At 72.1% G+C, this 21968-nt stretch carries 21 protein-coding genes; 13 read left to right on the forward strand and 8 right to left on the reverse strand.

Annotated elements, in window-relative coordinates:
* Positions 1–5 precede the first annotated feature (5 nt).
* The 6 genes from ACFV6E_RS34585 (at position 6) to mscL (ending at position 6125) form a co-directional block, all read left to right on the forward strand.
* Positions 6–1559 carry a potassium/proton antiporter gene (locus tag ACFV6E_RS34585; RefSeq protein WP_385168206.1) on the forward strand — a complete coding sequence of 518 codons (1554 nt, stop codon included), beginning with the start codon at positions 6–8 and terminating at the stop codon, positions 1557–1559.
* 228 nt (positions 1560–1787) lie between these two features.
* A complete protein-coding gene (locus ACFV6E_RS34590) occupies positions 1788–3101 on the forward strand; it encodes an MFS transporter (RefSeq protein ID WP_385168203.1) in 1314 nt (437 codons plus the stop codon).
* Positions 3102–3169: 68 nt separating this feature from the next.
* Entirely contained in the window at positions 3170–3499 is a 330-nt protein-coding gene (locus ACFV6E_RS34595) for an FmdB family zinc ribbon protein (protein WP_385168201.1), read from the forward strand.
* A gap of 133 nt (positions 3500–3632) precedes the next feature.
* Positions 3633–4514 carry an S-methyl-5'-thioadenosine phosphorylase gene (locus ACFV6E_RS34600; RefSeq protein ID WP_385467087.1) on the forward strand — a complete coding sequence of 294 codons (882 nt, stop codon included), beginning with the start codon at positions 3633–3635 and terminating at the stop codon, positions 4512–4514.
* A 522-nt stretch (positions 4515–5036) separates the two neighbouring features.
* Entirely contained in the window at positions 5037–5528 is a 492-nt protein-coding gene (locus ACFV6E_RS34605) for a hypothetical protein (RefSeq protein ID WP_385168196.1), read from the forward strand.
* Positions 5529–5642: 114 nt separating this feature from the next.
* Positions 5643–6125, forward strand: coding sequence for a large conductance mechanosensitive channel protein MscL (mscL, locus tag ACFV6E_RS34610; protein ID WP_385168193.1), 483 nt, complete (start codon positions 5643–5645; stop codon positions 6123–6125).
* Positions 6126–6177: 52 nt separating this feature from the next.
* Here mscL and ACFV6E_RS34615 read toward each other — a convergent pair whose 3' ends face one another.
* Positions 6178–6390: a hypothetical protein gene (locus ACFV6E_RS34615; protein WP_385168190.1), complete on the reverse strand. Its 213-nt coding sequence runs from the start codon at positions 6388–6390 to the stop codon at positions 6178–6180.
* 64 nt (positions 6391–6454) lie between these two features.
* Here ACFV6E_RS34615 and ACFV6E_RS34620 point away from each other — a divergent pair, with 64 nt between their 5' ends.
* The 4 genes from ACFV6E_RS34620 to ACFV6E_RS34635 all read left to right on the forward strand — a co-directional run bounded on the left by ACFV6E_RS34620 (position 6455) and on the right by ACFV6E_RS34635 (position 10985).
* Entirely contained in the window at positions 6455–7669 is a 1215-nt protein-coding gene (locus tag ACFV6E_RS34620) for a low temperature requirement protein A (RefSeq protein WP_385467090.1), read from the forward strand.
* Positions 7666–8715 carry a P1 family peptidase gene (locus tag ACFV6E_RS34625; protein WP_385467093.1) on the forward strand — a complete coding sequence of 350 codons (1050 nt, stop codon included), beginning with the start codon at positions 7666–7668 and terminating at the stop codon, positions 8713–8715. Before ACFV6E_RS34620 ends, ACFV6E_RS34625 begins: the two co-directional genes overlap by 4 nt.
* Positions 8716–8875: 160 nt before the next feature.
* Positions 8876–10084, forward strand: coding sequence for an Ig-like domain-containing protein (locus ACFV6E_RS34630; RefSeq protein ID WP_385467096.1), 1209 nt, complete (start codon positions 8876–8878; stop codon positions 10082–10084).
* Between the two features lie 157 nt (positions 10085–10241).
* Positions 10242–10985, forward strand: a complete 744-nt coding sequence (locus ACFV6E_RS34635; RefSeq protein WP_385168178.1) for a DUF6227 family protein — start codon at positions 10242–10244, stop codon at positions 10983–10985.
* Positions 10986–11032: 47 nt separating this feature from the next.
* Here ACFV6E_RS34635 and ACFV6E_RS34640 read toward each other — a convergent pair whose 3' ends face one another.
* The 5 genes from ACFV6E_RS34640 to ACFV6E_RS34660 form a co-directional block, all read right to left on the reverse strand.
* Positions 11033–11359 (reverse strand): hypothetical protein, encoded by a 327-nt coding sequence (locus tag ACFV6E_RS34640; protein WP_385168175.1) that lies wholly within the window; start codon positions 11357–11359, stop codon positions 11033–11035.
* Positions 11360–11504: 145 nt separating this feature from the next.
* A complete protein-coding gene (locus tag ACFV6E_RS34645) occupies positions 11505–13598 on the reverse strand; it encodes a fructose-specific PTS transporter subunit EIIC (protein WP_385467099.1) in 2094 nt (697 codons plus the stop codon).
* Positions 13599–13722: 124 nt separating this feature from the next.
* On the reverse strand, positions 13723–14676 hold the full coding sequence (gene pfkB, locus ACFV6E_RS34650) for a 1-phosphofructokinase (protein ID WP_385168169.1): 954 nt from the start codon (positions 14674–14676) through the stop codon (positions 13723–13725).
* A 78-nt stretch (positions 14677–14754) separates the two neighbouring features.
* A complete protein-coding gene (locus ACFV6E_RS34655) occupies positions 14755–15516 on the reverse strand; it encodes a DeoR/GlpR family DNA-binding transcription regulator (protein ID WP_385168166.1) in 762 nt (253 codons plus the stop codon).
* Positions 15517–15722: 206 nt separating this feature from the next.
* Complete coding sequence (locus tag ACFV6E_RS34660; RefSeq protein WP_385168214.1) at positions 15723–17168, reverse strand: MFS transporter; 1446 nt, start codon at positions 17166–17168, stop codon at positions 15723–15725.
* A gap of 206 nt (positions 17169–17374) precedes the next feature.
* On the opposite strand from ACFV6E_RS34660, the gene ACFV6E_RS34665 reads away from it, so the two are divergent.
* The gene (locus tag ACFV6E_RS34665; RefSeq protein ID WP_385467102.1) at positions 17375–18379 is read left to right on the forward strand and encodes a helix-turn-helix transcriptional regulator; all 1005 of its coding nucleotides are present in this window, start codon (positions 17375–17377) and stop codon (positions 18377–18379) included.
* Positions 18380–18757: 378 nt separating this feature from the next.
* Here the strand turns inward: ACFV6E_RS34665 and ACFV6E_RS34670 are convergent, their stop codons facing one another.
* Positions 18758–19756: an RNA polymerase sigma factor RpoD/SigA gene (locus ACFV6E_RS34670; protein ID WP_385168160.1), complete on the reverse strand. Its 999-nt coding sequence runs from the start codon at positions 19754–19756 to the stop codon at positions 18758–18760.
* 170 nt (positions 19757–19926) lie between these two features.
* Between ACFV6E_RS34670 and ACFV6E_RS34675 the strand changes: the two genes are divergently transcribed.
* Entirely contained in the window at positions 19927–20475 is a 549-nt protein-coding gene (locus ACFV6E_RS34675) for a GNAT family N-acetyltransferase (protein ID WP_385467105.1), read from the forward strand.
* 42 nt (positions 20476–20517) lie between these two features.
* On the opposite strand, the gene ACFV6E_RS34680 is transcribed toward ACFV6E_RS34675, so the two are convergent.
* Positions 20518–21327 (reverse strand): dioxygenase, encoded by an 810-nt coding sequence (locus tag ACFV6E_RS34680; protein ID WP_385467108.1) that lies wholly within the window; start codon positions 21325–21327, stop codon positions 20518–20520.
* Between the two features lie 137 nt (positions 21328–21464).
* Here ACFV6E_RS34680 and ACFV6E_RS34685 point away from each other — a divergent pair, with 137 nt between their 5' ends.
* Positions 21465–21968, forward strand: coding sequence for a MarR family winged helix-turn-helix transcriptional regulator (locus ACFV6E_RS34685; RefSeq protein ID WP_385168151.1), 504 nt, complete (start codon positions 21465–21467; stop codon positions 21966–21968).

The raw sequence follows: 21968 nt of genomic DNA on the forward strand, positions 1-21968 counted from the left end.
ATCGCGTGCGTCAAGGAAGGGAACGGCCGCTGACTGTCCACCACCTCAACCAGCTCCTGCTCATCTGCTCGCTCGTCCTGCTCGTCGCCGTGGCGGCGGTCCGCATCTCGTCCCGCAGCGGCCTGCCCAGCCTGCTCGTCTATCTGGGGATAGGCGTCGCCATGGGCCAGGACGGCCTCGGCGACATCCACTTCGACAGCGCCGAGATGACCCAGGTCATCGGGTACGCGGCCCTGGTCGTGATCCTCGCCGAGGGCGGCCTGGGCACGAAGTGGAAAGAGGTCGGGCCGGTGCTGCCGGCGGCCTCCGCGCTGGCGCTCGCCGGTGTCGCGGTGAGCGTCGGGGTGACGGCCGCCGGCGCGCACTACGTGGTCGGGCTCGAATGGCGGCAGGCGCTCATCGTCGGAGCGGTGGTGTCCTCGACGGACGCGGCGGCGGTCTTCTCGGTCCTGCGGCGCATCCCGCTGCCCGCGCGCGTGACGGGCATGCTCGAGGCCGAATCGGGGTTCAACGACGCCCCGGTGGTCATCCTGGTCGTCGCGTTCTCCACGGCGGGCCCGGTGGAGCACTGGTACGTGCTGCTCGGCGAGATAGCCCTGGAGCTCGCCATCGGCGCCGCCATCGGTCTCGCGGTCGGCTGGCTCGGCGCGTTCGGGCTGCGGCACGTGGCGCTGCCCGCCTCCGGCCTCTACCCGATCGCCGTCATGGCCATCGCCGTCACCGCGTACGCCGCCGGGGCGCTCGCCCACGGCAGCGGCTTCCTCGCCGTCTACCTCGCCTCGATGCTGCTCGGCAACGCCAAGCTGCCGCACTGGCCGGCCACCCGCGGCTTCGCCGAGGGTCTCGGCTGGATCGCCCAGATCGGCATGTTCGTCCTGCTCGGCCTGCTCGTCACCCCGCACGAGATGGCCGACGACATCTGGCCCGCCCTCGTCATCGGTCTGGTGCTGACCGTGGTGGCACGCCCCCTGAGCGTCTTCGCCACGCTGCTGCCGTTCCGACTCCCCTGGCAGGAGAAGGCCCTGATGTCCTGGGCCGGACTGCGCGGCGCCGTGCCCATCATCCTGGCGACCATCCCGATGGTGAACGGGGTGACGGGCAGTGAGCGGGTTTTCAACATCGTCTTCGTCCTGGTCGTCGTCTACACCCTCATCCAGGGACCCACGCTTCCCTGGCTGGCCCGGAAGCTGCGCCTGGACACCTCCGCCGGAACCGCCGACCTGGGGATCGAATCGGCGCCCCTGGAGCGCCTGCGCGGGCATCTGCTGTCCGTGGGCATCCCGGAGGGGTCCCGCATGCACGGCGTCGAGGTGAGCGAACTGCGGCTGCCCGCGGGCGCCGCCGTCACGCTCGTCGTCCGCGAGGGCACGTCCTTCGTGCCGCTGCCGACCACCGTCCTGCGGCACGGTGACGAACTGCTCGTGGTGGCCACCGACCCGGTCAGGGACGCGGCCGAGAAGCGGCTGCGCGCGGTCGGGCAGGGCGGCAAGCTCGCCGGCTGGCTGGGCACGTCGGACGACGGGACGGATCGCGGGGCGGGGCAGCGGGCCGGGCGATGAGGGTCCCTGGGAGGGCCGGTTCGCCCGGCTCCGCCGGCTCGCACCCCTGTACGATCGGTGCGCACCCTGATCGAACCAACTCTGCCTGACGCAGAGCTGGCGCGACCGTATGGCGGCCGGGACGTCCTCCCTCATCGGGCGCCGGTATCTACCGCAGTTCCGCGCAAGAGGACAGCTCTCGGCGCCCCCCGCACGGGCGCGCTACCAGGCGGCAGAAAGGCATGGGCCGTGGCGTCCACGGTCACCTCCCGCCCCGGGTACGGACAGCTGCTGCGCACACGCGGCGCCTGGACGTTCCTGCTCCCCGGCTTCGCCGCACGGCAGCCGTTCGCGATGCTCACCATCTCCATCGTGCTCCTGGTGCAGCACACCAGCGGCTCCTACGGGGCCGCGGGCGCCGTCGCCGCCGTGACCGGCGTCGCCATGGCGCTGTTCGCCCCCTACAGCGGACGGCTCGCCGACCGCTACGGCCAGCGCGCCGTCCTGCTGCCCGGGGTGCTCGTGCACGCCCTGGCGGGCCTCGCGCTGACGGCTCTGGCGCTGTCGGACGCGCCCCTGTGGGCGCTGTTCGCGGCCGCCGTGCCCACCGGCGCCTCGGTGCCGCAGGTCGGCCCGATGGTCCGCGCCCGCTGGGGCGTCAAGCTCGCGGACTCCCCGCTGATGACGACCGCGGCGGCCTTCGAGTCCGTCACCGACGAGCTCACCTTCGTCTTCGGACCCCTGCTCGCCACCGCCCTGTGCACCGCCGTGAACCCTGCCGCCGGGCTGCTGACCGAGGCCGCGCTGACCCTGGTGGGCGGACTGCTCTTCGCCGCGCAGAAGAGCACGCAGCCCGCGGTGGCCGCCCGGCGCTGTGCGGAGGCGGAGCCCGAAGGGCGGCTCCAGGGCGCCGGAGACACGGAGCACGCGCGCGTGGAGCACGCCTTGGCACTGGCCGTCCCCGGGGTGCGGGTCCTGATCGCGACCTTCCTGGGCATCGGCTCGGTCTTCGGCGGCATGCAGGTCTCGCTCGCCGCCTTCACCGAGTCCATCGGCGAACCCGGCCTGAACGGCGTCCTGTACGGGATCTTCGCCGCGGGCAACATGCTCTCCGGGATCGTCTGCGGCGCCATCGCCTGGAAGGCGGCCCCGCGGCGGCGGCTCGTCCTCGGGTACACCGCGCTCGCACTGACCGCCTCCGGACTGTGGGCCGCCCACTCCGTCGTCGTGCTCGCCGGTGTCGGCCTGCTGGTCGGCATGTGCATCGCGCCCGCCCTGATCACCGGCTACACCCTGGTCGAGGCCCTCGTCCCGGCGGCCGTCCGCACCGAGGCCTTCACCTGGCTGACCGGCGCGGTGGCACTGGGCCAGGCGGCGGCCGTCACGGCCGCCGGACAGCTCGAGGACCGCCTGTGGGACGGCGCCGGTTTCCTGGTCCCGATGGCCGGTACGGTGCTTGCGCTGGCGACCCTCCTGACCCTCTCGTCACACCTGTCACCGCCCTCGCGGAGCCGGACGGTGGCACGTGGCGTCGGTCACCGCTCTCCGGTGGCAGTGGACTGATCCCCGGGAATAGGTCACTATGGACCGTCGTTAGCACTCATTGAGTGAGAGTGCCAGGAGGAAGACCAGTGCCGACCTACCAGTACCAGTGCACCGAGTGTGGCGAGGGCCTCGAGGCGGTGCAGAAGTTCACCGACGACGCTCTGACCGAGTGCCCCAACTGCGGTGGCCGCCTGAAGAAGGTGTTCTCGGCCGTCGGCATTGTGTTCAAGGGCTCCGGGTTCTACCGGAACGACAGCCGCGGCTCCTCGTCGAGCAGCAGCCCGGCGTCGTCCTCGAAGTCGAGTTCGTCGTCCGACTCCAAGTCGTCGACCACGTCCTCGTCGTCCTCTTCGTCGTCCTCGGACTCGAAGTCGTCCTCGGCGGGTTCCTCGTCGGCCGGCAGCTCCGCCGCGTAGACCGCGTACCGCGTACGCACCGGCCCGTACCCGGCAGCCAGTGCTCGCTCTGAAGGCCCCGCCGTCCCGGACGGCGGGGCCTTCGGCGTTCTCCGGGTCCGGCTGTTCTCCGGGTCCGGCTAGGGTGCGCTCCATGGCGAACATGGTGAACGAGAACGCGCAGGACCCCGCCCAGAAGCAGGCTCCGGCGGCCGAGATCGGGGTCATCGGCGGCTCGGGGCTCTACTCGTTCCTGGACGACGTGACCGAGATACAGGTCGACACCCCCTACGGACCGCCCAGCGACTCCCTCTTCCTCGGCGAGGTCGCGGGCCGGCGCGTCGCGTTCCTCCCCCGCCACGGCCGCGGCCACCACCTGCCGCCGCACCGCATCAACTACCGCGCCAACCTCTGGGCCCTGCGCTCCGTCGGCGTACGGCAGGTGCTCGGCCCCTGCGCCGTCGGCGGCCTGCGGCCCGAGTACGGTCCTGGCACCCTCCTCGTCCCGGACCAGCTCGTCGACCGTACGAAGGCCAGGACCCAGACGTACTTCGACGGGCTGCCGCTGCCCGGCGGCCGGGTGCCGAACGTCGTGCACGTGTCGCTGGCCGACCCCTACTGCCCCGCCGGGCGCGCGGCGGCCCTCGCGGCCGCGCGCGGACGGGACTGGGAACCGGTGGACGGCGGCACGCTCGTGGTCGTCGAGGGCCCGCGGTTCTCGACCCGGGCCGAGTCCCTCTGGCACCAGGCGCAGGGCTGGTCGGTGGTGGGCATGACCGGTCACCCCGAGGCCACGCTCGCCCGTGAACTGGAACTCTGCTACACGTCGTTGACCCTCGTCACCGACCTCGACGCGGGCGCCGAGACCGGCGAGGGCGTCTCGCACGAGGACGTGCTGAAGGTGTTCGCGGCCAACGTCGACCGGTTGCGCGGGGTGCTCTTCGAGGCGATCGCGGGACTGCCGGCGAACGGGGCGCGGGACTGCCTGTGCACGACGGCGCTGGGCGGGATGGACCCGGGGTTCGAGCTGCCCTGAGGCGGGGCGGGCTGCGAGCTGCCCGAGGCCGGGCGGGCCAGGCGGGCCGGGCGGGCGGGCGGGCCAGGCAGACCGGGCAGGCAGGCAGGCCGGGCGGGCGGGCCAGGCAGGCGGGCCAGGCAGGCGGGCCAGGCAGACCGGCCAGGCGGGCCAGGCAGGCGGGCCAGGCAGACCGGCCAGGCAGACCGGCCAGGCGGGCCAGGCAGGCGGGCCAGGCAGGCGGGCCAGGCGGGCCGGGCAGGCGGGCCGGGCAGGCCGGGCGGAACTTCCCGTTCGGGGGACGGAGTTGTCCACAACCCGTGGGTAATCCACGGGCTCCGGCGGACTTCGCCGCCGTGCCTCATCGTGGGATCGCAAGCCGTTCCGGCCGGTCTCTCGTCGCAGGTGGTGGCACTCATGGCACAGCGGATCCCCTCTCCTCCCGCTTCTCCTTCTCCTCCTTCTCTTCCCTCTCCTCCCTCGTGGGCGGAGCGTCCGACTTCCGCTGGCCCGCTCGGCCCGGACGCCCCGCCCACGTGCGAGGTGCCGCACTTCCCTCCCGTCCGGGTGCGCGGCGGGCACGGCCGGCTGCGGCGGTTGCTGCGGCACCGCAGGCGGGCCGTCGCCGCGGGTCTCGCGGTCACCGCTGCCGCGCTCGTCGCGGCGGGGCCCGGTGACGCCGGGCGGGCCCGGGGTCATCCGGCGCCGCCCGGTCCCGCCGCCACCGCTGCCGCGGCCGCGCCCGCCCCGGCCGCCGGACGTGCGCGGAGCGCGGTCCGGACGGTGACCGCGCCGGTGCGGATCGCCGACGGGGCCACGGTCCGGCTGCTGCGGCCGGGCGACCGGGTGGACGTCGTCGCGGCGGACAGCGGCGGCGGGACACGGGTCGTCGCGTCGGGCGCGCGTGTGACCGAGGTGCCGGACGTCGGCGCCGTGGAGACGGGTGCGCTGGTGGTGCTCGCGGTCCCCCGCGCCACGGCGGCCCGGCTGGTCGGGGCCAGCACTTCCGCACGGCTGGCGGTGACGCTGTGCTGACCTGCGATGCGCTGTCAAGTCCCTCGATCGAGGGGTCCGATTGGACAGGTCGGGCGGGCCCTGACGTAGGTTGCGGAACTGTTCGATCTACGACGTGCGCGAAGGGGCCTTGTGGTGAGCGAGAAGAAGGAGCCGGGCGTCTGGGATGGCTTCAAAGCCTTCTTGATGCGTGGCAACGTCGTCGACCTGGCAGTCGCGGTCGTCATCGGCGCGGCCTTCACCAACATCGTGAACTCACTGGTGAAGGGCATCATCAACCCGCTGGTGGGCGCGTTCGGCACCAAGGATCTCGACAAGTACCACTCGTGCCTGCAAGCGCCCTGCGCCATGTCGGCGGACGGCACGGTCCAGAAGGGCATCCCCATCATGTGGGGCTCGGTGCTCAGCGCGACGCTCAGCTTCCTGATCACCGCGGCCGTCGTCTACTTCCTCATGGTTCTGCCCATGTCCAAGTATCTGGCCATGCAGCAGGCCCGCCGGAAGGCGAAGGAAAGCACCTCCGAGGTGATCGAGGTGACCGAGCTGGCGGTGCTCAAGGAGATCCGCGACGCGCTGCTGGCCCAGCAGCGCGAGGCGGGCGGCCGCGACCGGGAGTAGCGCGCCGGCGTCCTGCCGTGGCGGCCGCCGAGGCTCCGGCCCGGAGCCGGCGTCAGAGGTGGTGCGGCGGCTTCTCGTCGAGGAAGCGCTTCAGGTCGGCCGCGCTGTCACCGTCGCCGTCGGTCCGCTCGCCCCAGCCGCGGTCCGTGTCGTCCGAGGACTGCCGGCTCAGCGGGTCGTCGAAGACCAGTGCGGCCTTGGGGTTCTCCGGGCGCCCGGCACCGGAGGACGTCGGCCGCGGCGCGGGATCGGGGGTGCTGCTCATGCGTCCAGGGTACGTCCCGCCCCCGTACGAGCGTTTCTGGATCTTTTCTGCTGTGCTTGGCGGTATGACGACCAGTTCCTCCTCCGAACCCGAACCCACCCGCACTCCGGAAGCGGCCGACCGCGGACCGCTGCGCCGGATGACCGCTCGCGCCAAGGGCGAGGCACACCGGGTCGCGTCGCCGCTGGAGCTGTTCTTCGACCTCTGTTTCGTCGTGGCCGTCGCCCAGGGCGGGGTCCAGCTCGTGCACGCCGTCGCCGAGGGGCACGCGGGCACGGGGATCATGTACTACGCGATGATCTTCTTCGCGATCTGGTGGGCCTGGATGAACTTCACCTGGTTCGCCTCGGCGTACGACAACGACGACGCGCTGTACCGGTTCGTCACGCTGCTCCAGATCGCCGGTGTGCTGGTGCTCGCGGCCGGAGTGTCGAGAGCCTTCCAGGACCACGACTTCCTGTTCGTCTGGCTCGGCTACGTGATCATGCGGCTGGCCATGATCACCCAGTGGCTGCGCGCGGCCCGGTCCGCCGGTGGCGCCGAGAGACGGATGGCGCTTCGGTACGCGGGCGGTGTGCTGCTGTGCCAGGTCGGCTGGCTCGGACTGATCGTGCTGCCGCAGTCCGCGCGGCCGTGGCTGTTCCTGGTGATGGTCCTCGTCGAGCTGGCCGTCCCGGTGTTCGCGGAGCGGCACGTGCCCTCCGCCTGGCACCCGCATCACATCGCCGAGCGCTACGGCCTGTTCACCATCATCGTGCTCGGCGAGACGATCGCGGCCGCCACGGTCGCCGTGAAGTCGGCGGCGGACAAGCACGAGGAGCTGGGCGCGCTGCTGCCGATCGCCGTGGGCGGGCTGCTGATCGTGTTCGCCGCCTGGTGGGTCTACTTCGTGGTGCCGGGGCACGAGCACCTGCGGTCCCAGCGGCAGGCGTTCCTGTGGGGATACGGCCACTACCTGATCTTCGCGTCGGCCGCGGCGATCGGCGCGGGGCTCGAGGTCGCGGTCGAGCAGGCGATCGGCGAGGCGCACATCTCGCGGCTCGCCGCCTCCGCCGCGGTGGCCCTGCCGACCGCGCTGTTCTTCCTCACCGTGTGGGCGCTGCACTCGCGCCACTACAAGGCCGGTATCGCGGAGCAGCTCATCCTGCCGACCACCTCCCTGCTGATCATCGTGTGCCCGTTCCTCGGGGAACAGGCGGTGCTCGTCGCGGGCATCGTGGCCGCACTGGCGGTGGTGGTCGGCGTCACCCTGACGGCACGCAGGACGGTGAAGGCATGACACAGGGCGGGGCGCTCGACGCGCTGACGGATGTCGCGGGGCTGCGGGTGGGGCACGCGACCCGCACCGGCGGCGGCTGGCTCACCGGCACCACCGTGGTGCTGGCACCCGAGGGCGGGGCGACCGCGGCCGTGGACGTGCGCGGCGGCGGGCCCGGCACCAAGGAGACCGACGCGCTGGACCCGCGCAACGTGGTGCAGAAGGTCGAGGCCTTCGTGCTGACCGGCGGCAGCGCCTACGGCCTGGACTCGGCGTCGGGCGTGATGGCCTGGCTGGAGGAGCGGGGCCGCGGGGTGCGGGTGGGCCCGGACCCGACGCACGTGGTGCCGGTCGTGCCGGCCGCCTGCGTCTTCGACCTCGGCCGCGGCGGCGACTTCCGGGCCCGCCCGGACGCGGCCACCGGCCGGGCGGCGGTCGAGGCCGCCGCCGCGAGCGAGCCGGGCGCGCCGGTGACCGAGGGATGCGTCGGCGCGGGCACCGGAGCGGCGATCGGGGCGCTGAAGGGCGGCATCGGTACCGCGAGCGTGCGGCTCGGCTCGGGGATCACGGTGGCCGCGCTGGTCGTGGCCAACGCGGCGGGCTCCGCGGTGGAGCCGGGAACGGGGGCGCTGTACGGGGAGTTGCTGCAAGGCCGTACGGCGTGCCCGCCGGCGGAGGTGCACGCCGCGGCGCGGCGGCGGCTGGCCCAGACCGCGGCGGGCAACGGTTCGCCGCCGCTGAACACCACGCTCGCCGTCGTCGCCACCGACACCGCGCTGACGCGGGCCCAGGCGCAGAAGCTGGCGGGCACGGCGCACGACGGCATCGCGCGGGCCGTACGGCCGGTGCATCTGCTCCATGACGGGGACACCGTCTTCGCGCTGGCGACGGGTGACGGGCCGCCGCTGCCCGGGCAGCCGCTCGCGCTCAACGAGGTGCTCGCGGCGGGCGCGGACGTCGTGACCCGGGCGATCGTGCGGGCGGTGCGGGCGGCGGAGCCGGTGGCGGGGCCGGGCGGGAGCTGGCCGTCGTACGAGGAGTTGTACGGGAACGGTGGGGGGAGGTGACGCGAGGGGTGGTCGGGTGAACGGTTGAGTGGGCGATTGTCCCGGTTCTGTCACGTGACGGTGATCGGCGGGGGACGGAGGGAACCTCCGGGTGCCGTGGGCCGCTCTTCCCCCGCGCAGGGGAGCGGAACACTCACCACACGACAACCTGGAGCAGCCCGTGACAACGCCGGACATTCACGCGCGGCGCGTACTGGGGGCCTGTGCCGCCCTGATGGTCGGCGCCCTCACCCTCACTGCCTGCGGCGGCGACGCCACCGCGGACAACGGAGAAGGCAAGGACGGCAAGGCGTCCGCGCCGGAGATCGCGATCTCGGCGAAGGACGGTTCGACGAACGCGTCCATCAACGCGACCGGCGTGAAGGTCAGCGACGGCAAGCTGACCGAGGTGAAGATGACCGTGGCCGAGACCGGGGCGGCCGTGCCCGGGGCGCTGTCCGGGAACGACACCGTGTGGAAGCCGGAGGAGCAGCTGGAGCGGGGGACGAAGTACCGGATAGCGGCGACGGCGAAGGACGGGGACGGGCACACGGCCGCGGCCAACTCCATCTTCACGACGGTCTCGACGGGCAACAGCTTCATCGGTACGTACACGCCGGACGGCGGCGCCAAGGTCGGGGTCGGGATGCCGGTCTCGTTCACCTTCGACAAGGCGATCAGCGAGAAGAAGGCCGTGCAGTCGCACATCACGGTGACGTCCGACAGCGGCCAGCAGGTGGAGGGGCACTGGTTCGGGACGCAGCGGCTCGACTTCAGGCCGGAGGAGTACTGGAAGGCCGGTTCCAAGGTCACGATGAAGATCGACCTGGACGGTGTGGAGGGCGCGGACGGCGTCTACGGCGTGCAGGACAAGACCGTCACCTTCACCGTGGGCCGCTCGCAGGTCTCCACGGTGGACGTGAACACGCAGACGATGACGGTGGTGCGGGACGGTGAGACCGTCAGGACGATCCCGATCTCGGCGGGCAGCCCGCAGAACACCACGTACAACGGCCAGATGGTGATCTCGGAGAAGTTCACGCAGACGCGGATGGACGGGTCGACGGTCGGTTACGGCGGGGAGTACGACATCCCGGACGTGCCGCACGCGATGCGGCTGACGTCGTCGGGGACGTTCATCCACGGCAACTACTGGTACAGCCGGGGCAACCCGCCCTTCGGGCGGGAGGGCACGAGCCACGGCTGCGTGGGACTGGCCGACGTGCAGGGCGCGCAGGGCGACACGACGGCCAAGTGGTTCTTCGACAACTCGCTCATCGGGGACGTCGTCACGGTGAAGAACTCCCCCGACAAGACGGTCTCGCCGGACAACGGGCTCAACGGCTGGAACATGTCGTGGAGCGAGTGGACCGCGGGAAGTGCCGCCTGACGAGGGCTTTTTGACGCTACGGCGGGTCGCGCGGGAACCTCTCGCGCGGCCCGCCCGTTTTCTGTCCGTACGTTTTCTCGGTTCGCGGACATGATGTCCGACCGAGGGGCTACGGTATGCACCCACAAGGTGACATGCAGCAACGCCGGGAGAAGCCTTGAGCGTTCCGTACGACACAACAGCGTACGAACCACCCGAGTCGCCCGAGTCTCCGGAGGAGCACCTCGCGCGACTCCTCGGTCGCGCCCTGAACTCATTCGACCTGCCGGACGAGACGATACAGCTTCTCGACTGCGCGCTGGCCCAGGACAGTTCGCTGCACTCCGCGCACCACAGCGCGGGCCTGCACCGGGAGACGTACCGGCACACGTGGCTGCTCGCCGACGGCTCGGCGGTCACGCTGTGGGAGCTGGTCCACAACACCGCGCCCGGCAGCGAGGCCCAGCACGAGGTGTACGCGGACGAGGAGGAGCTGCGCGCCGCGACGTCCCGGCTGCCGCTGCCGGCGGACGCCCCTGACTTCGAGCTGCCCGTGACGGTGCAGCTGTCGCCGCTCCCCCAGCCCCGCCACGTCTACGTCCCGGACGACTCCGCGGACCACGCGCGCCGGCTGCTGCGGCGCGCGGAGAACACCGACCTGCCGGAGCCGCCGCTGACCGCGCTCCTGCAACGCGAGGCGTTCGCCCACCAGATCACCCAGGCGTTCGGCCGCCCCGGCCGCCGGGTCGGCCCGTGCTTCTCGCTGTACGAGCACGCGTTCCTGCTGCGGGACGGACGCGAGATCTCCCTCTGGGAGGTGGAGCACACGGCGACGCCGGACCGACGGCACATGTGCGAGGTGTACGCGACGGAGGAGGCGGCCCGCGACGCGATGGAGCGCCGGGCGGCCCGCTGCGGCTGACACTCACGCCGATGCCGATGCCGTAAGGATGCCGGGTCCGGTCCCGGCTACCGGCGGTGGCTGTCGCTGAACTGCCGGATCAGGGCGGCGAAGGCGGCGCGTTCCTGGGAACTGAGTTCGACCGACTCGGCGGCGGGGCCGACGCGGCGCTGGCGGGGCAGCGCCCGAAGGGTCTCGCTGCGGCGCCGCGCCACCTCCTCAGGCCGACCGGGTGTCTCCTCCGACCGGTCGGAAGTGGCCCCCTTTCGGTCGGAAGTGGCCTCCGTCGGCCGGCCGCGGCGCAGCAGGCGCACGGCTCCGGCGACCCAGAGGGCGGTCCCCAGCAGGACGACGGCCACCACGGTCACCTGAAGGATCGACACATGCTCAGCCATGCGCCCCAGTGAACACCACGGTCCGGGACTTCGACCCCGGACCGTGATGTATCTCGCAGAAGCGGTTAAGCGTTCCTGAACCGCTCACAGCCGCCGCAAAGCGGGCGGCTGTTCGCGTCGGCTATGAGCGCCGACTGTTCATGCCTCAGGCCGCGACCGGCTCCTTGGTCCCGGCGTCGGCGGCCGTCCGGCCGTCGGCCGCTCCGGCACCGGCGCCCTGGGGCCCCTGCTTGCGCAGGCCCTTCAGGACGACGACCAGGGTGGCGGTGACCGCGACGCCGGCGGCGATCGCGACCAGGTAGAGGAACGGGTTGCCGATCAGCGGCACCACGAAGACGCCGCCGTGCGGGGCGCGCAGCGTCGCGCCGAACGCCATCGACAGGGCCCCGGTGATCGCGCCGCCCACCATCGAGGAGGGGATCACGCGCAGCGGGTCGGCCGCGGCGAACGGGATCGCGCCCTCGGAGATGAAGGAGATGCCGAGCACCCAGGCGGCCTTGCCGTTCTCGCGCTCGGTCCGCGTGAAGAGCCTGCCGCGCACGGTCGTCGCCAGGGCCATCGCCAGCGGCGGGACCATACCGGCGGCCATCACCGCGGCCATGATCTTCATCGCGGAGTCGCTGGGCTCGGCGACGGCGATGCCCGCGGTGGCGAAGGCGTAGGCGACCTTGTTGACCGGGCCGCCGAGGTCGAAGCACATCATCAGGCCGAGCAGGGCGCCGAGCAGGACGGCGTTGGCGCCGCTGAGGCCGCTCAGCCAGTCGGTCATGCCCTTCTGCGCGGAGGCGATGGGCTTGCCGATCACGACGAACATCAGGAACCCGACGACCGCCGAGGAGATCAGCGGGATCACCACCACCGGCATGATGCCGCGCAGCGCCGCCGGGATGCGGACCCGCTGGATCGCCATCACCACACCACCGGCGATCAGACCGGCCGCCAGGCCGCCGAGGAAACCGGCGTTGATGGTGAGCGAGATCGCGCCGCCGACGAAGCCCGGGACGAGGCCGGGGCGGTCGGCCATGCCGTAGGCGATGTAGCCGGCCAGGACGGGGACGAGGAAGCCGAAGGCGACGTTGCCGATCTGGAAGAGCAGGGCGCCCCAGCTGTCGGCCTGCGTCCACACGAAGTGGTCCATGACCGAGGGTGCCTTGTTGATCTGGTAGCCGCCGATCGCGAAGCCGAGGGCGATCAGCAGACCGCCCGCGGCGACGAACGGGACCATGTAACTGACGCCCGACATCAGCCACTTACGGAGCTTGGTCCCGTAACCCTCGCCGGATTCGCCGGACCGGTCGACGGGGGTGTCCGGCGCGGAACCGGAGGTTACCTCGCCGCGTGCCGCCTTCTCGCGGACCTCGGTGATCAGCTCGCCGGGGCGGTTGATGCCCGCCTTCACGCCGACGTCGACGGTCGGCTTGCCGGCGAAGCGGTCCTTGTCGCGTACGGGCACGTCGTGCGCGAAGACCACGCCGTCGGCGGCGGCGATCACGGCCGGGTCGAGCCGGGTGAACCCGGCCGAACCCTGCGTCTCGACGACGAGTTCGACGCCCGCCTCGCGGCCGGCCTTCTCCAGCGACTCGGCCGCCATGTAGGTGTGGGCGATACCGGTGGGGCAGGAGGTGACGGCGACGATCCGGAACGGGGGGCGGTCCTCGTTCGCGGCAGGAGCGGGGGCGCCCTCGGCAGGAGCGTCCTCAGCGGAGGCGTCTTCGGCGGAGGCGTCTTCGGCGGGGACGTCTTCAGCGGGGACGTCTTCAGCGGGAGCCTGCGCCGCACCGAGCGCTTCCTCGGTCGGCTTCTCGCCGCGGATCAGCGCCGCCGCGGTCGCCGCGTCGTCCACGGCGCGCAGCGCCGCGGTGAACTCCTCGTTCATGAGCTGCCGGGCCAGCGACGAGAGGATCGTGAGGTGGGCGTCGTCGGCTCCGGCGGGAGCGGCGATCAGGAAGATCAGGTCGGCGGGTCCGTCCGGCGCCCCGAAGTCGACCCCGGCGGCGCTGCGTCCGAAGGCGAGCGTCGGCTCGGTGACGTGCGCGCTGCGGCAGTGCGGGATGCCGATGCCGCCGTCGAGGCCGGTCGGCATCTGCGCCTCGCGGGCCGCCACGTCGGCGAGGAAACCGTCGAGGTCGGTCACCCGCCCCAGGGCCACCATGCGTTCGGCGAGGGCACGTGCCGCCGCCTCCTTGGTCTCGGCGGACAGGTCGAGGTCGACCAGGTCCGCGGTGATCATCTCGCTCATCGCGGGCTCCTTCGCACGCGTATCGCCCGGGGGAACTCGTGGGCTGGGGTCTCGGGGAGGGGGACGGGGACGGGGACGGTAACGGGGACGGGGACGGGAACAGGGAGGATGGTGCCGGGGGGTGTCATGACGCCGGCTCCGTGAGGGCGCGGTCGGCGGGGACCTCGTGGGTGACGGTCACCGCGGCGGGGTCCAGGTCGGCGGGGCGCGGCATGACGCTGCCGGGGAGTTGTACGGCGGCGGCGCCGTGCGCGACGGCGGAGGCGAGCGCCTCGGGGCCGTTGCCGCCGGCGATCAGGAAACCGGCGAGGGAGGAGTCACCGGCGCCGACGTTGCTGCGTACGGCGTCGACCCGGGCGCTGCCGAACCAGGTGCCCGAGGCGTCGACGAGCAGTTGGCCGTCCGCGCCGAGGCTCGCCAGTACGGCACCGGCGCCCAGCTCGCGCAGTTCCTCGGCGGCCTTGACCGCGTCGCCGACGGTGGCGAGCGGGCGGCCGACGGCTCCGGCGAGCTCCTCGGCGTTGGGCTTGACGAGGTCGGGCCGTTCGCGGAGGGCGGCGAGCAGCGCGGGGCCCGAGGTGTCCAGGGCGATCCGGGCGCCCGCCGCGTGGGCGCGGGCGACCAGCTCCGCGTACCAGGAGGGCGCGAGGCCGCGGGGCAGGCTGCCGCAGCAGGTGATCCAGCGGGTGTCGCCGGCGCGGTACTGGCGGCGGACCGTGTCCAGGAGCAGTTCGGCCTCGGCGGCGGTGAGTTCGGGGCCGGGCGCGTTGATCTTCGTGAGGGTGCCGTCCGGCTCGGCGACCGAGATGTTGGAGCGGGTCGCCCCGGCGACGGGGACGGGCGCGACCTCGATGCCCTGCGCGTCGAGCAGTTCGGCGACGAGGGCGCCGGGGGCGCCGCCCAGCGGCAGTACGGCGACGGTGCGCCGGCCGGCGGCGGCGACCGCCCGTGAGACGTTCACGCCCTTGCCGCCCGGGTCCATCCGTTCGCCGGTGGCCCGGATGACCTCGCCGCGGCCGAGCGACGGCACCTCGTACGTACGGTCGAGGGAGGGGTTGGGGGTGACGGTGAGGATCATCGGTACTCGTTCTTCCTGGACATGCGGCACTTCGGTCCGGACATGCGGCACTTCGGTCTGGATACGCAGCGCTTCGATCTAGACATGCAGCACTTCCGTGCCGCCGCGCTCGATGGCGGCGGTGTCCTCGGGGCTCAGTCCGCTGTCGGTGATCAGCAGGTCCACGTCGCTCAGGGCGCCGAAGCGGGCGAAGTGTTCCTGGCCGTGCTTGGAGGAGTCGGCGAGCAGCACCACCCGGCGGGCGGCCTGCACCGCCGCCCGCTTCACGGCGGCTTCGGCGAGGTCGGGGGTGGTCAGCCCGTGGTCGACGGAGAAACCGTTGGCCGCCACGAAGAGCACGTCCGCGCGGATCTCGCCGTACGCGCGCAGGGCCCAGGCGTCGACGGCGGCGCGCGTACGGTGCCGGACGCGGCCGCCGACGAGGTGGAGCTGGATGCCGGGGTGGTCGGCGAGGCGGGCGGCGATCGGCAGGCTGTGGGTGACGGCGGTCAGCTCCGCCTCCAGCGGGAGGGCACCGGCGAGCCGGGCGACCGTGCTGCCCGCGTCGAGGATGACCGTGCCCTCGACCGGCAGCTCCGCCGTGGCAGCCTGGGCGATGCGGTCCTTCTCGTCGGCCGCGGTCGACTCACGTTCGGCGAGGTCGGGCTCGAAGTCCAGGCGCCCGGCCGGGATCGCGCCGCCGTGGACACGGCGGACGAGACCGGCGCGGTCGAGCGCCTTCAGGTCCCGGCGGATCGTCTCCGCGGTGACCTGGAACTCCTCGGCCAGGGAGACGACGTCCACCCGGCCGCCGTCACGGGCCAGCCGGAGGATCTCCTGCTGCCGCTCCGGTGCGTACATGTCCGTTCGCCTCCGACTGATGCCCGAACCTGTGGTTTCAGTCGGAGGCTACGCCCGGAATTCCACAAAGTAAACAGGTTCGGGCGCGAAGTGGGCATGAACGGGCTTCGCGGAACGAGGCAGAACAAGGCGGAACAAGGAGGGGTGAGGGTACGGGGGCCCGGTGCGGGCGCCCGGCTACGCGTCCCCGCCCCGCCCTCCGCGTGCTACGCGTCCCCGCCCTCCACGTGCTGGGCGGGCCGCTTCGGCAGGGCGAACATCAGCAGGAAGATCAGGCCCAGTACGCCGGCCACCCAGCCGAGCGCGTGCTCGAAGGCGGTCGCGAAGGCCGGTCCCACCTCGGCGGGGGTCAGCCGGTCGCCGATCGAGCCGAAGAAGACCACGGAGACGAGCCCCAGACCGAGCGCGTTGCCCATCTGCTGCACGGTGTTGATGAGACCGGACGCCGAACCGGAGTGCTCACGCGGCACCTCCGACAGCACCGCGTCCGTCAGCGGAGCCACGATCAGCCCCATGCCCACGCCCATCACCGTGAGCGGCAGCGCCATCTGCCAGGCGGCCAGGGACATGCCGTACCGGTCGGACTCCCAGATGTAGAGCAGCACACCGGCCGCCATGGTCAGCGCGCCCGCCTGGAGCACCTTGCGTCCGAAGCGCGGGACCAGTGTCTGCACGGACAGCCCGGCCGCCGCCGAGACGGCGATCGAGAACGGTACACCGGTCAGCCCGGCCCGCAGCGGGCTCCAGCCGAGGCCGGTCTGCATGTAGAGCGTCCACACGAGGAAGAAGATGCCGAGGCCGATCCCGAAGACCGTCTGCACGGCGATGCCCGCCGCGAAGCTCTTCACCCTGAACAGCTCCAGCTCCACCAGCGGCGAACCGTCCCGCGCCGCCTTCCGCCGCTCGTACGCCACCAGCGCCGCGAAGACGACGAGGGCACCGGCCATCGACGCGTACCCCCACAGCGGCCAGCCCAGCTCGCGGCCCCGGGTGAGCGGGTAGAGCAGCATCAGCAGACCGAGGGTGACGAGGACGACGCCGGCCAGGTCCAGGCGGAGGGCCCGCGGCGCCCTGGACTCGCTGATGAACCTCCGCCCGAGGAGCAGCCCGGCCACGCCCACCGGCAGGTTGATGAGGAAGATCGGGCGCCATTCCAGGCCGAACAGGTTCCACTCGGTGAGCAGCGCGCCGAGCAGCGGCCCCGACACGGCACCGAGGCCCACGATCGCGCCGAACAGCCCGAAGACCTTGCCGCGCTCGTGCGCGGGGAAGGTGGCGTGCACGATCGACAGGACCTGCGGCACCATCATCGCGGCCATCGCGCCCTGGAGGACGCGCGAGGCGACGAGCATCTCCGGGTTCACGGCGAAGCCGCACAGGGCGGACGCGAGCGTGAAACCGCCGATACCGATCAGGAAGAGCCGCTTGCGGCCGTGGATGTCACCGAGCCGGCCACCGGTGATCAGCCCGGCGGCGAAGGCCAGCGCGTAGCCCGCGGTGATCCACTGGATCTGGCTGAACGAGGCGCCCGCGTCCCGCTGGATCGACGGGATCGCTATGTTCACGATCGTCACGTCGACCAGGTCCATGAAGGCCGCGGTCATCACGATGGCGAGGGCGAACCAGCGCCGGCGGTCGGGCCCGGCGGCCATGGCGGTTGTGGTGCTCCGGCCACTGTCGGGTGTGGTCGTGCTGCCGTGCTCCGTCGTGCTGTCGAGAGGTGGCGCGGGGGTCTCGGTCGATGTCATGCGAGCAAGCTAGGACCGCAGTAGGTCAGATCGTGTCCTAGTCCTACGGCACCCTGTCGGCATGACGTCCGAGGTGACCGCCGTATGACCACGTCCGAGGTGACCGCCGTATGACCACCGATACGCCCGCCCGGCTTCTTCAGCTGCTGTCGCTGCTCCAGACCCCGCGCGAGTGGCCCGGCAGTGAGCTGTCCGCGCGGCTCGGGGTCTCGCGCCGTACCGTCCGCCGGGACATCGACCGGCTGCGCGAGCTGGGCTACCCGGTGCAGGCGACCAAGGGTTCCGACGGCGGGTACCGGCTGGTCGCGGGCAAGGCGATGCCCCCGCTGGTGCTCGACGACGAGGAGGCCGTGGCGATCGCGGTGGGGCTGCGAGCCGGGGCGGGGCACGCCGTCGAGGGCGTCGACGAGGCGTCCGTACGTGCTCTGGCCAAGCTGGAGCAGGTGCTGCCGGCCCGGCTGCGGCACCGGGTGTCCGTGCTCCAGGCCGCCACCACCCCGCTGACCGCCGGGGACGGCGCGAGCATCGCCCCGGAGACGCTGACCGTGATGGCCTCCGCGGTGGCGGGACGGGAACGGCTGCGGTTCGCGTACCGCTCCGGTGACGGGACGCCCTCGCGGCGGCTGACCGAGCCGTACCGGCTGGTCTCCACCGGCCGCCGCTGGTACCTCGTCGCCTACGACCTGGACCGCGAGGACTGGCGCACCTTCCGGGTCGACCGGGTGGCCGAGCCCTTCGCGACCGGGGCGCGCTTCGCGCCGCGCGAGCTGCCGACGGGGAGCGCGGCCGAGTATCTGCGCCAGTCGATGTTCGGCCGGCAGGAGACGTACGCGTTCGACGTGACCTTCGCGGCGCCCGCCGAGTTCGTCGCGGCGCGGCTGCCGGCCTGGCTGGGCACGCCGGAACCGCTCGGCGAGCACAGTTGCCGGCTGCGCGGCGGCTCGGCCGACTCCCTGGAGTGGCTGGCGGTGCGGCTGGCGCTGGTGGACTGCGAGTTCACCGTGCGCCGGCCGCCGGAGCTGACCGGGTACCTGCGCGACCTGGGCGAGCGCCTGCTCCGGGCGACGGACGGGAGCAGAAGTGAGGGCGGCGGGAGCGGGAGTCCGGCGGCGTGAATGGAGCCGAGCCCCGGCGCCAGGGGGGAGGCGACGGAGCTCGGCTCTGGAAGAGTCCCAACGCCGGGGGGGAGTGCGTCAGGACTCGGCTCTTGGGACACCCGTCTCGGGTTGTCCGCTCTTCGGTTGTCCGCTCTTCGGTTGTCGTCCGGCCGTCCGGGCGTGACGGCGCGGATCTCTGGCTCGGGGCGAGCCCGAAGGTTTACGCAGCTTCGAATCCGAAGGTCTCCGCAGGTTCCGCAGTACGGGCTCGGAGTTCTTGTGCCCCGAGCCCGGTCGGTTGAAGCAGCTTGACCCGGTCATGTCCGGCGAACGGACGGCGAGTGGCGCGCACGCGTTGCTCACGCGTCACATCCGCACCGCGCCGTCACGTCACCGTCATGCCGCCGCGTCGAACCCGGTGTCGCGGGCCAGCTTCTTCAGCTCCAGCAAGGCGTGCTTCTCGATCTGGCGGATGCGCTCGCGCGTGAGGCCGTGCTCCTTGCCGACCTCGGTGAGCGTGCGCTCGCGGCCGTCCTCGATGCCGTACCGCATCTTGATGATGGAGGCCGTGCGCTGGTCGAGGCGGCCGATCAGGTCGTCCAGCTCCTCGCTGCGCAGCAGCGTCAGTACGGACTGCTCCGGCGACACCGCGGAGGTGTCCTCCAAGAGGTCGCCGAACTGGGTCTCGCCCTCGTCGTCCACCGCCATGTTCAGCGAGACCGGGTCGCGGGCCCAGTCGAGGACGTCGACCACACGCTCCGGGTTCGAGCCCAGCTCCGCGGCGATCTCCGCGGGCTCCGGCTCACGCCCGTGCTCGCGGTTGAACTCGCGCTGCACCCGGCGGATGCGGCCCAGCTCCTCGACCAGGTGGACGGGGAGACGGATGGTGCGCGACTGGTCCGCGATCGAGCGCGTGATGGCCTGACGGATCCACCACGTGGCGTACGTCGAGAACTTGAAGCCCTTGCGGTAGTCGAACTTCTCGACCGCGCGCACCAGGCCCGCGTTGCCCTCCTGGATGAGGTCGAGCAGGGGCAGGCCACTGCGCGGGTAACGCCGGGCCACGGCGACGACCAGGCGGAGGTTCGAACGGATGAAGACGTCCTTCGCCCGCTCGGAGTCGGCGACGAGCGCTTCGAGCTCCTCGCGGGTCGCCTCCGCCTTGGCGTCGTCGACCTCTCCGTCGAGGATCTGCTGCGCGAACACACCCGCCTCGATGATCTGGGACAGCTCGACTTCCTTGGCGGCGTCGAGCAACGGCGTACGCGCGATCTCGTCGAGATACATGCCGACCAGGTCGCGGTCGGCGATCTCGCCGCCTACGGCGCGAACACTGCTTGCCGCGTCGGTCTCGCCGGCGGCGGACTTACGACGGGCGACGGCACGGGTTGCCATGCGTGCTCCCTTGCGATGGTGGGCTGGCGGGTGGTCCTGGACGCTCGGTTCACCCTCCCGAGTGCCCGGCATCCGTAGGAAACAACGACTGGAATCCGGACAGAATTCCCATGCCGTCCTTCATTTTTCGTGATCATGCAGTACCCTGTGCCGCCACACAGGGAGGCCGGATGCCCACGGAGCGTACAGAGACGCAGGTCAGACCGGGAGTCGAGGCCGACCTCGAAGCCCTCACGGACCTCTACAACCACTACGTACGTGAGACACCGATCACATTCGACACGGCCGTCTTCACCCCCGAGGAGCGCCGCCCGTGGCTGCTCTCCCATCCTGTAGACGGCCCGCACCGCCTGATGGTTGCCACCGGGCCGGACCGTGCGCCGGACCACACGCCGGGCGCGTCCGGCGAGCGGCTGCTCGGGTATGCCACGTCCAGCGCCTTCCGGGCGAAGCCGGCGTACGCGACCTCCGTGGAGGTGACGGTCTACCTCGCGCCGGACGCCGGCGGCCGCGGCATCGGCACCCTGCTCTACAGGGCCCTCTTCGACGCGCTCGCGGGCGAGGACGTCCACCGCGCCTACGCGGGCATCGCGCAGCCCAACGAAGCGTCCGTGCGGCTGCACGAACGCTTCGGGTTCCGGCACGTCGGCACGTACCGGGAGGTGGGCCGCAAGTTCGGCCGCTACTGGGACGTCGCCTGGTACGAGAAGGATCTTTGAGGCGCGCGGGAGTACGTCCCGGAAGTACGCCGCCCCGGCCGGTCAGCCGAGCTGTACCGACCGCTTCGCCAGGCCCAGCCAGAAGCCGTCGATCACCGTGCGCTGCGTGGACAGCTCGTCGTGGGCGGCGCCGAGGGTCACGAACAGCGGGGCGAAGTGCTCGGTGCGGGGGTGTGCGAGGCGGCCGGCGGGAGCCTTGTTCTCGAAGTCGAGGAGTGCGTCCAGGTCCTGGGCGTCCAGGGCACGCCGCCCCCAGTCGTCGAACTCGGCCATCACCGAGGACACGTGCCCCTCGGGGCTGAGCGCGCGCAGGTTGTGCGTGAAGAAGCCCGAGCCCACGATCAGTACGCCCTCGTCGCGCAGCGGGGCCAGCTTGCGGCCGATCTCCATGAGCGCGACCGGGTCGAGCGTCGGCATGGAGATTTGCAGGACCGGGATGTCGGCCTCCGGGAACATCTCCACCAGCGGCACGTAGGCGCCGTGGTCCAGGCCGCGGTCCGGGATGTCCTGCACGGGCGTGCCGGGCGCGCGCAGCAGCTTGCGTACGGACTCGGCGAGCGCGGGCGCGCCCGGGGCCTCGTACCGCACCTGGTAGTAGTGCTCGGGGAAGCCCCAGAAGTCGTAGACCAGGGGCACGGTGCGTACGGCGCCGAGGGCGAGCGGCGCCTCCTCCCAGTGGGCGGAGACGACGAGGATCGCCGTGGGGCGCGGCAGGTCCGCGGACCAGGCGGCCAGCTGGCCGGGCCAGACGGGGTCGTCGGCCAGCGGCGGGGCGCCGTGGCTCAGGTACAGGGCGGGCATGCGCTCCCGTGGGGCGCGCTCCTCGGCGACAGCTCGCGCGGCGACGGACATGACGGCCACTCCCTCCGGCGTTCGGTTCCCGCGTCCCCGGGTAGGTGAATCATGGTTACTTGAACTCTCAAGCTACGCCGAACAGCGTACTCCCTGGTTGTTTAAAATTCAAGAAGGGTGCTCGTACAGTGGAAAGCATGAACACGGCACCCGCTGAAGAGCCGCGCTGGCTCAATGACGAGGAACAGCGCATCTGGCGCGCGTACATGCACGCCACGACCCTCCTCGAGGACCATCTCGACCGACAGCTCCAGCGCGACGCCGGCATGCCGCACATCTACTACGGCCTGCTCGTGACGCTCGGCGAGGCTCCTCGCAGACGGCTGCGGATGACCGAGCTGGCCAAGAAGGCGAAGATCACCCGCTCCCGGCTCTCCCACGCGATCGCCCGTCTGGAGAAGAACGGCTGGGTACGGCGCGAGGACTGTCCCTCCGACAAGCGGGGGCAGTTCGCGGTGCTGACGGACGACGGTTACGAGGTGCTGCGGCGGACCGCGCCCGGCCATGTCTCGGCGGTGCGCCAGGCGCTCTTCGACCGGCTCAGCGACGAGCAGCAGACGGCGCTCGGCGAGGCGATGCGCATCGTCGCCGAGGGCCTCCAGCCGAAGGACGCGGGGGCCGACCTGCCCTGGCTGCGGTAG

The sequence above is a fragment of the Streptomyces sp. NPDC059785 genome, assembly GCF_042732375.1.
Lineage (GTDB): Bacteria > Actinomycetota > Actinomycetes > Streptomycetales > Streptomycetaceae > Streptomyces.

Coding starts and splice junctions, on each gene's coding strand:
- ACFV6E_RS34675 (WP_385467105.1), top strand. CDS start 19,927: ATGCCCACGGAGCGTACAGAGACGCAGGTCAGACCGGGAGTCGAGGCC.
- ACFV6E_RS34625 (WP_385467093.1), top strand. CDS start 7,666: ATGACACAGGGCGGGGCGCTCGACGCGCTGACGGATGTCGCGGGGCTG.
- ACFV6E_RS34660 (WP_385168214.1), bottom strand. CDS start 17,168: ATGGCCGCCGGGCCCGACCGCCGGCGCTGGTTCGCCCTCGCCATCGTG.
- ACFV6E_RS34645 (WP_385467099.1), bottom strand. CDS start 13,598: ATGAGCGAGATGATCACCGCGGACCTGGTCGACCTCGACCTGTCCGCC.
- pfkB (WP_385168169.1), bottom strand. CDS start 14,676: ATGATCCTCACCGTCACCCCCAACCCCTCCCTCGACCGTACGTACGAG.
- ACFV6E_RS34680 (WP_385467108.1), bottom strand. CDS start 21,327: ATGTCCGTCGCCGCGCGAGCTGTCGCCGAGGAGCGCGCCCCACGGGAG.
- ACFV6E_RS34640 (WP_385168175.1), bottom strand. CDS start 11,359: ATGGCTGAGCATGTGTCGATCCTTCAGGTGACCGTGGTGGCCGTCGTC.
- ACFV6E_RS34615 (WP_385168190.1), bottom strand. CDS start 6,390: ATGAGCAGCACCCCCGATCCCGCGCCGCGGCCGACGTCCTCCGGTGCC.
- ACFV6E_RS34670 (WP_385168160.1), bottom strand. CDS start 19,756: ATGGCAACCCGTGCCGTCGCCCGTCGTAAGTCCGCCGCCGGCGAGACC.
- ACFV6E_RS34655 (WP_385168166.1), bottom strand. CDS start 15,516: ATGTACGCACCGGAGCGGCAGCAGGAGATCCTCCGGCTGGCCCGTGAC.
- ACFV6E_RS34600 (WP_385467087.1), top strand. CDS start 3,633: ATGGCGAACATGGTGAACGAGAACGCGCAGGACCCCGCCCAGAAGCAG.
- ACFV6E_RS34620 (WP_385467090.1), top strand. CDS start 6,455: ATGACGACCAGTTCCTCCTCCGAACCCGAACCCACCCGCACTCCGGAA.
- ACFV6E_RS34665 (WP_385467102.1), top strand. CDS start 17,375: ATGACCACCGATACGCCCGCCCGGCTTCTTCAGCTGCTGTCGCTGCTC.
- ACFV6E_RS34685 (WP_385168151.1), top strand. CDS start 21,465: ATGAACACGGCACCCGCTGAAGAGCCGCGCTGGCTCAATGACGAGGAA.